The organism is Dyella sp. AtDHG13 (assembly GCF_003201105.1).
GTDB lineage: Bacteria > Pseudomonadota > Gammaproteobacteria > Xanthomonadales > Rhodanobacteraceae > Dyella > Dyella jiangningensis_B.
On sequence record NZ_QICJ01000004.1, the window covers coordinates 25,563 to 39,293 of the forward strand.

Annotated in this window: 11 protein-coding genes; 7 read left to right on the forward strand and 4 right to left on the reverse strand. The window is 65.7% G+C overall.

Annotated features, from left to right (window positions below):
- Positions 1 to 33: 33 nt before the first annotated feature.
- Positions 34 to 2,847, reverse strand: coding sequence for a TonB-dependent receptor (locus tag BDW41_RS08515; protein WP_233496828.1), 2,814 nt, complete (start codon positions 2,845 to 2,847; stop codon positions 34 to 36).
- Between the two features lie 554 nt (positions 2,848 to 3,401).
- Here BDW41_RS08515 and BDW41_RS08520 point away from each other — a divergent pair.
- Positions 3,402 to 4,238, forward strand: coding sequence for an MnmC family methyltransferase (locus BDW41_RS08520; protein ID WP_074551854.1), 837 nt, complete (start codon positions 3,402 to 3,404; stop codon positions 4,236 to 4,238).
- A gap of 52 nt (positions 4,239 to 4,290) precedes the next feature.
- Here the strand turns inward: BDW41_RS08520 and BDW41_RS08525 are convergent, their stop codons facing one another.
- The gene (locus tag BDW41_RS08525) at positions 4,291 to 5,178 is read right to left on the reverse strand and encodes an SDR family oxidoreductase (RefSeq protein WP_074551853.1); all 888 of its coding nucleotides are present in this window, start codon (positions 5,176 to 5,178) and stop codon (positions 4,291 to 4,293) included.
- Between the two features lie 81 nt (positions 5,179 to 5,259).
- On the opposite strand from BDW41_RS08525, the gene BDW41_RS08530 reads away from it, so the two are divergent.
- From BDW41_RS08530 to BDW41_RS08540, 3 genes are all read left to right on the forward strand, one after another.
- Positions 5,260 to 6,123 carry a helix-turn-helix transcriptional regulator gene (locus BDW41_RS08530; RefSeq protein WP_233496816.1) on the forward strand — a complete coding sequence of 288 codons (864 nt, stop codon included), beginning with the start codon at positions 5,260 to 5,262 and terminating at the stop codon, positions 6,121 to 6,123.
- A gap of 26 nt (positions 6,124 to 6,149) precedes the next feature.
- Complete coding sequence (locus BDW41_RS08535) at positions 6,150 to 6,554, forward strand: GFA family protein (protein ID WP_074551852.1); 405 nt, start codon at positions 6,150 to 6,152, stop codon at positions 6,552 to 6,554.
- A gap of 222 nt (positions 6,555 to 6,776) precedes the next feature.
- Positions 6,777 to 7,250 carry an Hsp20 family protein gene (locus tag BDW41_RS08540; protein ID WP_074551851.1) on the forward strand — a complete coding sequence of 158 codons (474 nt, stop codon included), beginning with the start codon at positions 6,777 to 6,779 and terminating at the stop codon, positions 7,248 to 7,250.
- Positions 7,251 to 7,519: 269 nt separating this feature from the next.
- On the opposite strand, the gene BDW41_RS08545 is transcribed toward BDW41_RS08540, so the two are convergent.
- Positions 7,520 to 7,957 carry a MarR family winged helix-turn-helix transcriptional regulator gene (locus BDW41_RS08545; protein WP_074551850.1) on the reverse strand — a complete coding sequence of 146 codons (438 nt, stop codon included), beginning with the start codon at positions 7,955 to 7,957 and terminating at the stop codon, positions 7,520 to 7,522.
- Between the two features lie 78 nt (positions 7,958 to 8,035).
- On the opposite strand from BDW41_RS08545, the gene BDW41_RS08550 reads away from it, so the two are divergent.
- Together BDW41_RS08550 and BDW41_RS08555 are read left to right on the forward strand one after the other, a co-directional pair.
- Positions 8,036 to 8,836 (forward strand): siderophore-interacting protein, encoded by an 801-nt coding sequence (locus BDW41_RS08550; RefSeq protein ID WP_074551849.1) that lies wholly within the window; start codon positions 8,036 to 8,038, stop codon positions 8,834 to 8,836.
- 130 nt (positions 8,837 to 8,966) lie between these two features.
- Entirely contained in the window at positions 8,967 to 10,445 is a 1,479-nt protein-coding gene (locus tag BDW41_RS08555; RefSeq protein WP_233496817.1) for a DUF2252 domain-containing protein, read from the forward strand.
- Here the strand turns inward: BDW41_RS08555 and BDW41_RS08560 are convergent.
- The gene (locus tag BDW41_RS08560; RefSeq protein ID WP_074551848.1) at positions 10,442 to 11,476 is read right to left on the reverse strand and encodes a PHB depolymerase family esterase; all 1,035 of its coding nucleotides are present in this window, start codon (positions 11,474 to 11,476) and stop codon (positions 10,442 to 10,444) included. The genes BDW41_RS08555 and BDW41_RS08560 overlap by 4 nt on opposite strands.
- Before the next feature lie 104 nt (positions 11,477 to 11,580).
- Here BDW41_RS08560 and BDW41_RS08565 point away from each other — a divergent pair, with 104 nt between their 5' ends.
- Positions 11,581 to 13,326 (forward strand): alkaline phosphatase, encoded by a 1,746-nt coding sequence (locus tag BDW41_RS08565; RefSeq protein WP_074551847.1) that lies wholly within the window; start codon positions 11,581 to 11,583, stop codon positions 13,324 to 13,326.
- Positions 13,327 to 13,731 lie beyond the last annotated feature (405 nt).

A 13,731-nucleotide genomic window follows, 5' to 3' on the forward strand; every position in this document is an offset into this window, starting at 1 on the left:
GGCAATTTCTAGCGGGGAGGGTGAGTGCCCTGCTTAGAACTGCTGGTTGTACTGCAGGTAGATGTAGCGACCCAGGTCCAGCGTCGGATCGACCGAGCCCGAGGAGTTGTAGCCCAGCGCATAGGCGTTGACCGTGTTCGGCGCATGCTTGTCGAAGATGTCACGCATGCCGAAGGCGATCTGGCCCTTCCACGGCAGCTGGTAGCGCACCTGCGCGTCGTTGAACACGGCGGCGCCCATGCGGTCCGCACCGGTGCCGTAGCCCCAGTTCACGCTGGTGTAGTTGGGCTTGTTGCAGTGGATGCCGGCGGTGGCGTCCCAGCACTGGTCGAGGAACGCGCCGTAGTAGCGGATGCCCCAGGTGGCGCCCCAGTTGCCCAGCGTCCAGTCCAGGCCCAGGTTGGCGCGCCAGTGGTTGTAGCCGTACTGGCCGGCGTAGTTGATCGCCGGGGCGTCGTTGGTCGAAGCCTGGTTCCAGTCGTCCAGGTAGTTCACGTTCGCGTTGAACACGAACTTGCCGAACGAGAACGCCGGCAGGCGATAGTTCACGCCCAGGTTGTAGCCGGTGGTCTCCAGCCAGCCCAGGTTGGCGTTGCCGCGGTGCAGGTTCACCACCTGGCCGTTGGCATCGCGCTGGAACGCCGAGCAGAATTCCTGCACCGAGTACTGGTAGCACTGGTCCAGCACGTAGTTGGCATCGATCGCCGTGATGACGTTGGTGATCTTGATGTCGTAGTAGTCCAGCGTCATGTCCAGGCCGTCGACATAGTGCGGGCTGTACACGAGGCCGAGCGTGCGGGTGGTGCTGTGCTCCGGCTGCAGGTACGCGTTGCCGGCGCCGGCCACGAACGGTGTGGTGCTCTGCTGGTTCGGGCCCGCGACCGGGTTGCCGGCGGTATCCGTCTGACGGAACGTCGACGCCAGGCCAGCGGCCTTGCAGTTGGCGGCCACCGTCGGGTTGCTGGTGCTGCCGTACTTGGCATCGCAGGGGTCGGTGTAACCGTCGAAGGTCTGCGAACCGCCGCCGAACAGGTCGCCCAGCGTCGGCGCGCGGAAGCCCTTGGCGAAGGTGCCGCGCACCATCAAGTCGTCGAACGGCGACCAGGTGAAGCTGTACTTGTTGTTGGTGGTGCTGCCGAAATTGCTGTAATGCGAGTAGCGGCTGGCGACGTCCACGGCCAGCGACTTGGCGCCCGGCAGGTCCTTCAACAGCGGCGCGTTGAGTTCGAGGTACGCTTCGTTGGTGGTGTAGGAGCCCGAGGTCGGGCCGGCGGCGAGGTCGGTGGTGTAGCCGGCGCTGGCCATTTCGTCCGGCTGGTCATAGCCGCTTACGTTGCGGTGTTCGACACCGGCCGCGAAGCTGAAGGTGCCGGCCGGCAGCTCGAACAGGCCGCCCGTAATGTTGGCCGTGAAGTCCTTCTGTACGCTCTGATCGGTGGCGTGCTCGCGCGCCATGATGTAGTTCAGCGCTTCCTTGGTCGACGCGCTCGGGCCACCCAGGATGTTGAACGGCACGCACTGGCTGAGCGCGATCGGGTTGGCGGCGGTGCCGCACTGCACGACGCCCTGGCTGTTGAGGAACGACGGGCCCAGCGCCTGCTGCAGGTTCAGCAGGTTGATGTTGCCGGTGTTGGTGGTGTCCACGTCGTACTTGTTGTAGCCAAAGCCCGCATCCCAGTTCCACGCATGGTCGAGGAACTCGAAGTTGCCTTCGAAGCCCGCATCGAAATGCAGCGACTTGGCGCTTTCGCTGCTCACGCGCGGCAGCTCCACGATGCGGCGGGCGAACGACAGGTCGGTGCCCGGCACCGGGTTGTAGTAGCTCTCGCCGCTGAGGTAGACCGGGAAGTTCGGCTGGCTGGTGCTGGTCAGCGGATAGCCGGCCACCTGCGTCGACGAGTTGCGCTCGGCGTACATGCCGGTCGCCTTGAACGTCACGTTGTCGCTGAAGTTGTAGGTGCCTTCGGTGAAGATGGACTTCAGCTCGCTCGGCAGCTGCTCCATCATCTGGTTGGTGGCGTTGAAGTAATCGTTGTCCTGCACGCCGACGTGGTAGTTGCTCAGCTGCGTCGCATCCGCGCCCACGCCGATGTTGTTCGGATCGCCGGTGTGGTTGAGCACATAGGTCTTGCCGTCGTACGAGAAGCGGCCCCACGGGCCGGTGCCGCTGTAACCGGCGGAGCGATCGAAATCGCCGAAGGTGTACTTGGTGAAGTCACGATCCTTCGCCCACACGGTGCCGGTCTTGTTGTACGTCGCGGCGAACACGATGGAGGACTTGTCCGTGGTGGTTCCCACGGTGAACGAGTAAGCCTGCTGCGTGCCGTCGTTGCCGCTTTCGTTCTGGCCGACATAGCCGCTCACGGCCGCGCCGTTGAAGCGGTCCTTGAGGATGATGTTGACCACGCCGGCCACGGCGTCGGAACCGTAGATGGAGGAAGCACCGTCCTTGAGGATTTCGATGCGGTCGATCAGCGCCACCGGGATGGTGGAAACGTCGGTGTAGCCGTTGAGGCTGGTCATCCAGCGCTTGCCGTTCACCAGCACCAGCGTGCGGTTCTCGCCCAGGCTGTACAGGTTGACGTACTGGCCGCCTTCCTCGGTGTTGCTGGTCAGCACAGCCGCCTTGGAGAAGGTTGGCTGGCCGGTGATGGTCAGGTTCTGCAGGATGTCGCCCACATTGGTCAGGCCGGTTTTCTGGATGTCGGCCTGCGACAGCGTGATGACGGGCTGCGCCGTTTCCACGTCCACGCTGCGGATGCGCGAACCGGTCACGGTGATGGTTTCGAGCTTCTTGGCCGACTCGGGCGTGGGCGTGGTGCTGGTGCCGGCGTCCTGCGCCAGCACGGAACCGGAGGCGGCGAATGCGCCGACGACAAGGCCAAGGCGAATGGCCGCAGACAGCTTGCTGTTTCGATAATGCTTCACGTTTTAGCTCCCCTAACGACGTGATCGACTAGAAAGTGAGGGGCCGGGCGTCGTCCCGGCTTCTTTTCAGGCACGCAGGTACCCGCAACGCCATCGGCAGAGATGGCGCCGTAACTCTATGAGTCAGCAGGAATTTACGATTCCCCCCTGCGACCTGTCACCGAACTTAGACGGCGCAATCACGAAAAGTCAACGAATTTTGTAAGTTTCCAGCAAGCTTCAGTAAAATCCGTGGCTTACGTGTTCGGCACAGCCGTTTTTGATAGCCGTTACTGAGAACCCGGGCTCAATCCTTGCGCGAAGCTGTGGTGAATCTGGTGTCAGCTTGGCGAAAGATTTTGCGATTTGGCGTTGATGGAACCAGGGCGACGCCGCTTGGTGGACGGATACCTTGAAGCCGCAAGGGCGGCCGATCGGCCGCCGCGTGCCATCGCCAATAAAATGCCGGGGTTTACCCTCAAGGATTTCACCGCGTGGCGCATTATTCCGGCCCCCTGCTTGTCCGCTCCGCCGGCGAGTCCCTACTTGCCGCGCGCGACGCGGGCAAGACCGAATGGTCCGGCTCGATGGATCTGGACCGTTCCGGCGGCCGAGCGCAGTTGCAGGCGGACGGCTGGCTGTGGAACGGACAGCGCTATCCCTATCCCGGCAAGTTGAAGGACCGCACCATCTACTACTGGGATGGGGAGGATTTCTCCTCGGTGTCGTGCTTCTCGACGTCGCTGATCAAGCTGGTGCCCACCGAGTGGGGCGCGCCCACGTTCGAGATCGACGGCATCAAGATGCTGCCCACGTCCAGGGAATCGCCTGTGGACGACGCGCGCCGCAAGGTGGCCCTGGTGGAGCCGCGCGGCAAGGTCGTGCTCGATACCTGCGGCGGCCTGGGCTATTTCGCCGCGTGCTGCCTGGAGGCCGGCGTGGCGCGCATCCAGTCGTTCGAAAAGAACGCTGACGTGTTGTGGCTGCGCACGCTCAACCCGTGGTCGCCTGATCCGGAAGCCAGCGGCGGCCGCCTGCAACTCGCGCACGCGGACGTGTCGCAGGCGATCGCGCAGATGCCGGACGCATCGGTGGATGCCGTGCTGCACGATCCGCCGCGCTTCGGCATTGCCGGCGAGCTGTATGCGCAGACGTTCTACGACCAGCTCGCACGCGTGCTGCGGCGGGGCGGCCGGATGTTCCATTACACCGGCAGCCCCAATAAGCTCACCAGCGACCGCGACGTGCCACGCGAGGTGGCGAAGCGCCTGGAGAAGGCGGGCTTCAACGCGCAGCTAGCGCTGGATGGCGTGCTGGCGATGAAGCGGTGAGCACCGCGCAAGTCGTCGCGTAACCCGGATTTCATCCGGGCTACGGGGTGACTCAAGCCGTGAAGTAATGGCCCTGCTCGAGGTCGTCGAGCAGCGTCACCTGTTGCGGCTCCCAGCCCAGTTGCGCGCGCGTCTTCGCGCTCGATGTGTGGTTGTCGATCTGGGTGAAATGAGCGAACCAGCCGAAATGTTCCGCCGCTTCCTCGGGTGACTGGCTCACCACCGGCACGTCGAGATGCTTGCCGATAACGGTCGCGATGGCGCGGAACGACACGCCTTGCTCGGCCACGGCGTGATAGCGCACGCCGCCGGCCGCCTTTTCCAGCGCAAGGCGATACAGGCGCGCCGCGTCGAGGCGATGCACGGCCGGCCAGCGGTTGTCCCCGTTGCCCACATACGCCGACACGCCCTTCTCGCGCGCCAGCTTGATGAGGATAGGCACGAAACCGTGGTCGCCCTTGCCGTGCACCGTGGGCGGCAGGCGCAGCACGGAGGCATTGATGCCGCGCGCGGCCAGCGCTTCGGTGGTCTTTTCCGAGACCACGCGCGGGAAGGAGGATTCGTTGGCATCGTCTTCCGTGGCCAGGCGCCCGGGTGCGAGCAGGCCCGTGCCCGAGGTGACCAGCAGCGGACGGTTCGAGCCGGCCAGGGCATCGCCGATGGCGCCGAGCGCCACGCGCTCCACTTCGCAGCTTTTCTCGAACTGTGTAAAATCGTGGATAAACGCCGTATGGATCACGCCGTCCGCCTCGTCAACGCCGCGGCGCAGGCTGTCCAGATCCTCCAGCGAACCGCGATGTACCTGGGCGCCGGTGGCGGCGAGCGCTTCGGCGGAGGCATCGGAGCGCGCCATGCCCAACACCTGGTGACCTGCATCCAGCAATTCATGAACCACGGCAGAACCCACGAAACCCGTGGCGCCGGTGACAAACACACGCATGATAAAGTCCCTGAGTGATTCAACCGACTTCGATGATCGGCGCAGGGCGCATCGGCGATGAAGCCGTGACGTTATACCGGTATGGCGACTGACAGGCTGAGCATGGTGGGCAACGAGGAGAATCCGCTGGCGCTGTTCCTCAGGGATCGGCGCGCGCGGCTTGATCCGGCCGCGTACGGATTCTCGCCATCGCGCCGTCGCACGCCCGGCCTGCGACGCGAGGAAGTGGCGCAGCGCGCCAACGTCAGCGCCACCTGGTACACCTGGCTCGAACAGGGGCGCGGCGGCTCGCCGTCGGCCGAGGTACTCGATCGCCTGGCGCGCGCATTGGAACTCAACCCGGTCGAGCGCGAGCACCTCTTCCTGCTGGCGCAGCATCGTCCACCGCAGGTGCAGTACGAAGCTCCGCAGGGTGTCACGCGGCGCCTGCAATGCGTGCTCGATGCCATGACCTACAGCCCGGCCTTCGTGCGCACCGTGCGCTGGGACATCGTGGCGTGGAATCACGCCGCCACCAAGGTGCTGGGCGATTACGCCGAGCTGCCGCCGGATCAGCGCAATTCGCTGCGGCTGATCTTCGGCAACCGCCGGGTGCGCGAACGCATGACCGAGTGGGAAAGCGATGCCCGCGGCATCGTGGCGACCTTCCGCGCGGAGATCGCGCGCCTGGGCGCATCGCGCGAAGTGGAAACCTTCGTGGCGGAGCTGTGCGAACAAAGCCCGGAATTCGCGGCCATGTGGCGCGACCACGACGTGCGGCGCTACGGCGAAGGCACCAAGCACATGCGCCATCCCGTGGTGGGCCACATCGCGCTGGATTATTCGGTGTTCGCGGTGAACGAACAGCCCGGGCTGAGCATGGTGGTCTACAGCCCGGCGACGCCGGAAGACGCCACGCGCGTGCGCCGGCTGGTGGATGGCCCTGCGGGCTCCGGCGTGACCTGACGAACGACATCTCCACGGAGGTTGGCATGTCCAGCAGAACGGCATCCTGCTTTTGCGGCCAGTTGCGGATCGAAGTGCAAGGCGAACCCCTGGGCGTTGGCGTCTGCCATTGCCTGGCCTGCCAGCAACGCACCGGCAGCGTGTTCGCCGCACTGGCCAGCTATGCTGCGCCGTATACGGTCACCGGCAAGGCCACGGAATTCGTGCGCACGGGCGATCATGGCGCGCAATTCCGCTTCCGCTTCTGCCCCATCTGCGGCAGCACCGTATTCCACACCGAAGAAGGCGTGGAAGGACGCGTCTCCGTCGCGGTGGGCGCGTTCGCCGATCCCACGTTTCCGCCGCCGGAGGACTCGGTCTACGAGCATCGCCGGCATGCCTGGGTGAGGCTGCCGGAAAACGTCACGCGCTACGGCACGGATCCGTCGTAGCGCGCGGCGGCCTTGAGTTGGCGCCCGCCACGCCCCATGGGAGCCGGGCATGCGTGTTTCAAGAGGTATGCGACACGGTTTTGGATGGCTAAACGCCAGCTGAAAAGATCGGCTTGAATCCCAAAAAAGACAGCCACATTTCCCCGTCACCGGTCGCTTCGGGGCCGGTGCGCCGCTGCATGTCGCGCGGCGTCTACCTGTTGCTCATAGGAGAATATGGTTATGCGTACTGTTCTGGATTTCTCGCCGCTGCACCGTTCCAGCATCGGCTATGATCGTGTGTTCGATCTGCTGGAGGCGGCCGCCCGCACGCAGACGAACGACAACTGGCCCCCGTTCGATTCCGTGAAGCTGAGCGAGGACAAGTACCGGATCACCATGGCGGTGGCCGGCTTCAGCCGCGGGGACATCAACATCACCGTGCAGGGCAACATGCTCACCGTCACCGGCGAGCGCAAGGGCGAGCAGGAAGGCGAAGTGCTGCACCGTGGCATTGCCAACCGTCCGTTCAACCGCCGCTTCGAGCTGGCCGACCACATGCAGGTGACCGGCGCGCACATGGAGAACGGCCTGCTGGTGATCGACCTCAAGCGCGAGATCCCCGAGGCGTACAAGCTGCGTCGCGTGGAGATCGGCGAGGCTGTGGCGACGACTGCGACGCCGGCTGCGGAGTCGATCCAGAGCCAGGCGGCGTAATGCCTGTTCCGCGATTCGTCGCGAGTGATGCTTCGGGAGGGCGGCGAATTTCGCCGCCCTCTTTCGTTGTAAGCGGAATTGCGTGTTCCTGAAGAAGTCTCGCAGCACTACATATTCGTCATTCCCGCGAAGGCGGGAACCCAGCGACTTTGACCTTCAACGGGAGAAAGGCACTGGATGACCAGCCTTCGGCTGTTGATGAAGCGCCTCCCGCCTTCGCGGGAATGACGGTGAGGGAGCATGCGTGTTCCAGCAGAGCCGTGAACTTCTCAATCGTCCGCCCGCTCCCGCACGCGATCCATCAGCTCCCGCAGCTGCTTCTGCTCACCCGTACTCAGCACGCCAAACAATTGCTCCACCGCCTGGCGCTTGGGGCCTTGCACCTCGTCCAGCTTGGCCTGGCCCGCGGCGGTGATGTCCACCAGCTGCGCGCGACGGTCGGTGGGATGCGGCGTGCGCTCGATCCAGCCGTTTTCTTCCAGCGCGTCCAGCGCGGTGGTGACCGTGCGCGGCGCGTAGCCCATCTGCGTGGCGATGTCGCTGGGGCGGCAGGGGGCCAGCCGGGCGACCAGCGCCAGCAGCTTGGACTGCGAAAGCGACAGGCCGGCGGCCGTCATGGCGGCGTCGACGCGCTTGCGCACCAGGTGATGCAGGGCCAGGAAAGCGTCGGCCAGTTCGACGGTGGTTGACTTGCGGGGCGCGGTCATGGAAAAGTATTGAGCAAGCTCACTATGAGTTTCATCCATTATAGCGGCGCGACCCGGCCGTCGCCAGCGAGGTTCCCCATGTCCCCTGTTTCCCCCGCGATCCGGCGCGTCCGGCATCCATTGAAAATCCGCGAGCTGACGGTCAAGCGCCTCACGCCGGTATCGCCCCGCCTGTTGCGCGTAACGCTCACCGGCGACCTGGCCGACTTCGTCTCGGCCTCATTCGACGACCACGTAAAGCTATTCCTGCCCGCCGAAGGCGAATCGCGGCCGTCGCTGCCCACGGTGACCGAGCAGGGCATCGCGTTCGATCCCACCCGCCCGCGCCCCGCCGCCCGCGACTACACGCCGCGCCGGTTCGATCCGGCCGCCAACGAGCTGGACATCGAGTTCGTGCTGCATGGCGAAGGCCCGGCCGTATCGTGGGCCCGCCGCGCGCGGGTGGGCGACGTGCTGGCGCTGGGCGGGCCGCGTGGCTCCTCCATCCTTCCTTCCGGGTTGGACTGGTATCTGCTGGTGGGTGATGAGACCGCGCTGCCGGCCATCGCGCGCCGCCTGGAAGAAGCCACGCCAGAGGAATGCATCCTCGCCCTCGTCGAGGTCGAGGACGGCGATGCCGTGCTGGACCTGCCCACTGCCGCGCAGGCCAGCGTGACCTGGCTGCGTCGCGAAGCGGGCCAGGGCGGCCTACCCGATGCCGTGGGTGAACTGATCCTGCCGGAAGGCGACGGCTTTGCCTGGGCCGCCGGCGAGTACGCCAGCATCCGCCAGGTGCGGCAGCGGCTGATCGAGGTTCACGGCCTGGACCGACAGCGCATCCGGGCATCCAGCTACTGGAAGCAGGGCGAAATCGCCTCCCACGAGGCGCTCGACGACTAGCCCTTTTCGCGGCGTGAGCCGCTTGCGGACGTACGTAGTTTTACGATTCCCCTTTGCGGAGCGCGGGCGTCAAATGCACCCCTGATGCGACTTCCGTGGGCATCCCGGTGCCCCGTCACGAGGTGCAACCATGTCGAGAACGTCGGACGAACGCGCTCCCAAGGTGGTCCGCAGGTCGGTCAAGCCGACGGCGGAGGAGAAGGCCTCCGCGGCCCGGCGAGCGCACCGCGAGGGCGCGCCGCTCTCGCAGGTCACCTTGCTCGAGCGCGCGGCCGAACGGCAGGCGATGGCGCGCGCGATTCGCGAGAAGGTGCCGCGCAAATCGCTGGGCGGCTGGAAGGCACCCAAGGACCGATTCGATCCCGTCGATCTGCTGGTCGAGACCTCCAGGGGCCGCGTGCCGTCGCTGGTGCCCATCCGCTACGGCCGCATGATGGCTTCGCCGTTCGCTTTCTACCGTGGCGCGGCGGCGATCATGGCGGGCGACCTCGCCACGACCGCGCGCACCGGCGTCAACCTGCAGATCTGCGGCGACTGCCATCTGGTGAACTTCGGCGGCTTCGCCACGCCGGAGCGCAAGCTGGTGTTCGACATCAACGACTTCGACGAAACCGCCATCGGCCCGTGGGAATGGGACATCAAGCGCCTGTGCGCGAGCCTGCTGGTGGCCTCGCGCGCCAACGGCTTCAGCGAAAGCGACGCCAAGGACATCGCCTGGGAAGCCGCGGCGGCGTACAAGGCGCATCTCGCCGAATACGCCGAGATGCCGCTGCTGGACGCCTGGTACGACCACATCGACCTGCAGGACGTGATCGACCTCATGCAGGACGCGGAGATGAAGAAGCTCGCCACCAAGAGCGTGCGCAAGGCGGTGGAGTTCACGGCGCATACCAAGGAATTCATCAAGCTCACCGTGGCCGGCGGCTCGCCGCCGCGCATCCAGGACGAGCCGCCGTTGATCTACCACGACGAGGAACTGGCCAATCACATCACGCTGGAAGAACGCCAGCGTGCGTATGACGATTACCGCGATTCGCTGTCTCCGGAGCGGCGCGTGTTGCTGGACCGCTTCGAAACCGTGGATTCGGCGGTGAAGGTGGTGGGCGTGGGCAGCGTCGGTACCTACTGCGGCATCATCCTGCTGGTGTCGGGCAGCGGCGATCCGCTGTTCCTGCAGTTCAAGGAAGCGCGACCGTCGGTGATCGAGCCGTACATCGGCATCGTGCCGTACAAGCATTCCGGCCAGCGCGTGGTGGCGGGCCAGCGCCTGATGCAGGCCGCCAGCGACATGTTTCTGGGCTGGACGCAGGGGCCGACACGCCAGTTCTACGTGCGCCAGCTGCGCGACGCCAAGGTGTCGCCGCAGGTGGAGGTGATGCGCGTGCCCAACCTTCGACGTTATGGCCGCCTGTGCGCGCATACCCTGGCGCGTGCGCATGCGCGTTCGGGCGACGCGGTGTTGTTGTCCGCGTACCTGGGCAAGAGCGATGCGTTTGCCGATGCCATCGCGTCGTTCTCGGTGGGCTACGCCGACCAGAACGAGCGCGACCACGCCGCGCTGGTGAAAGCGGTGCGCTCGGGCAAGGTGGAGGCGGTGTCGCTGGACTAAGGCGTGGCCTGCTGCAGCCGCGCCGCCAGCTCCACGCTGCGCGGCGCGGCCAGTCCGCCGTAGCGCTGGTCGATTGCATCCAGCTGCTGCTTTGCATCGTCGCTGCGTCCGCCCTCCATCGATGCGCGAACCTTGTCGAGTTCGCCGTCAAGCGCCTTGGCGATGCGCGAGCGACAGGCGTCGAGTTTCGACGCGTCCGGCGGGTGATGCGTTTCCAGCGAAGTCAGCGCGCGATCCAGTGCGGTGGGCCCCGCCAGCACGTGGCCTGTCCACGGCATCTCGCGCGTGTCGATATCCTCGATGCACCACTCGCGCAGCGACTGCCGGCTGACGCGATCCGACTCCAGGTTCGCCGTATCCCTCTGCCCGGTGAGGTAGACGACGCGCGTGCCTGTCTGGAACTGCGCGAGCAAACTCGCCGGTGGCAGCGGCACGGTCTTGCCGAGGGGATCGCTGCCGGCCTCCAGCAGCACGCCGTGAAACAGATCCGTATAACCCAGCGCGAGCCGCTGCGCGACGCGCGAACCACCGGAAAGGCCCGCGACGTACACCCGCTGCGGATTCACGTGGTAAGTCGCCATGACGTTGATGGCCGCGAGCAGCGATACCGGATCGCGCCGGTCGAGCAGGCTGGTGTCGTTGCCGATGCGCGCGGCGGTGACGAAGATCATGCCGTGCCGATCCAGCACGGGCGTCCAGTCGGCGGGCACCTTCGCGTCATCCCAGGGCGGCACGAACACCAGCAGCGCGTAGCCGTCCGGCGGCATCTGCGCGGGCACGTACAGGGCGAAGCGCTCCTGCGTGAGGTCCACGGGCTGGTCCTGGATGGCGATGCCGCTGGCCGACGCGTGCTGCTGCAGCCGCCACGCATTGAGTGGCGTGACCAGTCGCCGCACCAGCTCCGCGCTGCCCGAGTCCTTGCTGTAGTGGGAGAAAGTGACGTCATTGCGCACACCCGTGGGCGCTTCATCCGCGGATGCGCTGGCACCCAGCCACGCGAGGCACGCCAACAGAAGGGCACGAGCGTTCATGGCGGCAGGCTAACACCCGTCATTCGCCGGCATTGTCACAGCAAGTTCTTGCGGAGTGGCTAGGATCGCCGGCTTACTGTGCGAAACCACTGAAGGGGTTGCCGATGTTCCATCCGTCGCCGCGGGCGCGCCGTGCCGCGTTGCTTGCTTCGTTTTCCCTGCTGACGGCCTGCGCCAGCGAGGCCGTTACGCCGCCCGCCGCCACGGCGTCCATCGAGGTGCCGGCCATCCAGCGGCCGGATGGCGAGACGCCGCAGTGGTGGTTTCGCCAGGGCGCAGCGTTGGCGGCGCAGCTGTCGGCGCAGTCGAACAGCGGCGGGCAGCGCGCGAAGAACGTCATCGTGTTTCTCGGCGACGGCATGAGCCTGCCGACCATCGCGGCCGCGCACGTGCGCGCGGGACAGCTGAAGAGCGTGGACGGCGAAAGCTATCGCCTGAGCTTCGAGCGCTTTCCGTTCAGCGCCTTGAGCCGCACCTACGAAACCGATCAGCAGACGCCGGATTCCGCCGGCACCATGACGGCCATCATGAGCGGTGTGAAGACACGCGGCGGCTTTATCGGCGTATCGCAGGTGCCGCGCCGGCAGGATTGCGCCGCCTCGCACGGGCAGGAACTGGTGAGCACGCTGGAACTCGCCGCGGCGGCCGGCATGAGCACGGGCGCCATCACCACCACGCGCATCACGCACGCCACACCCGCGGCAACCTATGGCCATCTGCCCGAACGCAACTGGGAAGTGGATGCGGACCTCACTGCGGAGGCCAAGGCGCAGGGCTGCAAGGATTTCGCCGCTCAGCTGATCGATTTTCCTGGCAACGGCCTCACCGTGGCGATGGGCGGCGGACGCACCGAATTCATGGTGGCCGGCGAGGACGACCCCGTGGAGCAGGGCAAGGTGGGCCAGCGCCTGGATGGGCGCGACCTGATCGCCGAATGGAAGCGCAAACATCCCGATGGCGCGTATGTGTGGAATGCGCAGCAGCTCAAGTCGCTGGACATGGCGAGCACAAAACAGCTACTCGGCCTGTTCAACAGCTCGCATCTGAACTACGAACACGAGCGCGTGCACGACAAGCTTGATGAGCCCAGCCTGGCCGAGATGACCAGCCGCGCCATCGACGTGCTCAAGCAGAACCCGAACGGCTTCTTTCTGATGGTGGAGGGCGGGCGCATCGATCATGCGCTGCATGCCGGCAATGCCTACCGCGCGCTGGACGAAACCATCGCCATGGCCGCCGCGGTGGAGGCCGCACTGCAGCGTACCGACCCGCGCGACACGCTGATCGTGGTCACCGCCGACCACAGCCACACCATGACGTTCGCGGGCTACCCGAAGCGCGGCAACGACATCCTCGGCCTGGTGCAGGGCCATAACGACAGCTACGACGAGGAAGGTGGCGCCGGCCTCGCCCGCGACGCCGCCGGCAAGCCGTACACCACGCTGGGTTTCGCCAACGGCCCCGGCTACACCGGCGCCAGCGACACGCAGCCGGAAGGCAGCAAGACCTTCCCGCACGCCGCGCATGATTACTCGTACGCCACCAAGGGCCGCCCGGACCTCGCCAAGACGAAGACCAGCGACCCCGATTACCTGCAGGAAGCCATCCTGCCGATGAAGGCGGAAACGCACGGCGGCGAAGACGTGGCGATCTTCGCCAGCGGGCCGGGCGCGGCGGCCTTCCACGGCGAACTGGAACAGAACGCCATCTTCCACGTGATCGTGCAGCACACGCCGCGCATTCGCGAGGAGCTGTGCAGGCTTGGCAGTTGCAACAGCGAAGGCGTGCCGTTGGACAGGCCGACGTATCGGGCGTGGTTGCGGGAGGTGGAGGGGCAGGCGGCGCGGTGATATTGAAAGATAGCTCGTTGAGGAGCTTGTGGTCTACGGACCTGCATATTTCCGCGTAGCGCCGCTTCTCCCTCACCGTCATCCCCGCGAAAGCGGGGATCCAGCGACTTTCGCTTTGCCACGTGCCCAAAAGACACTGGATGACTCGCTTCGCTCGCCCCTTCGGGGCCGTCCTTCGGGCGTTCTGCGCGCTTCGCGCTTGTCCCGCTTTCGCGGGGATGACGGTGAGGGGCGACGGACGCAGAGGGGCCGAATGGCAAAACTCGGAACTGCTGAGTGGGAAACTGCATAGTCATCCCTGCACAACACCTCACAAACCTGACGCGTGAAATTCCCATGTAAACGTAATTTCACACGACGGCCGCAGGATCGGGATATCCGCCTCACGCGGATTCCCCATCCCCT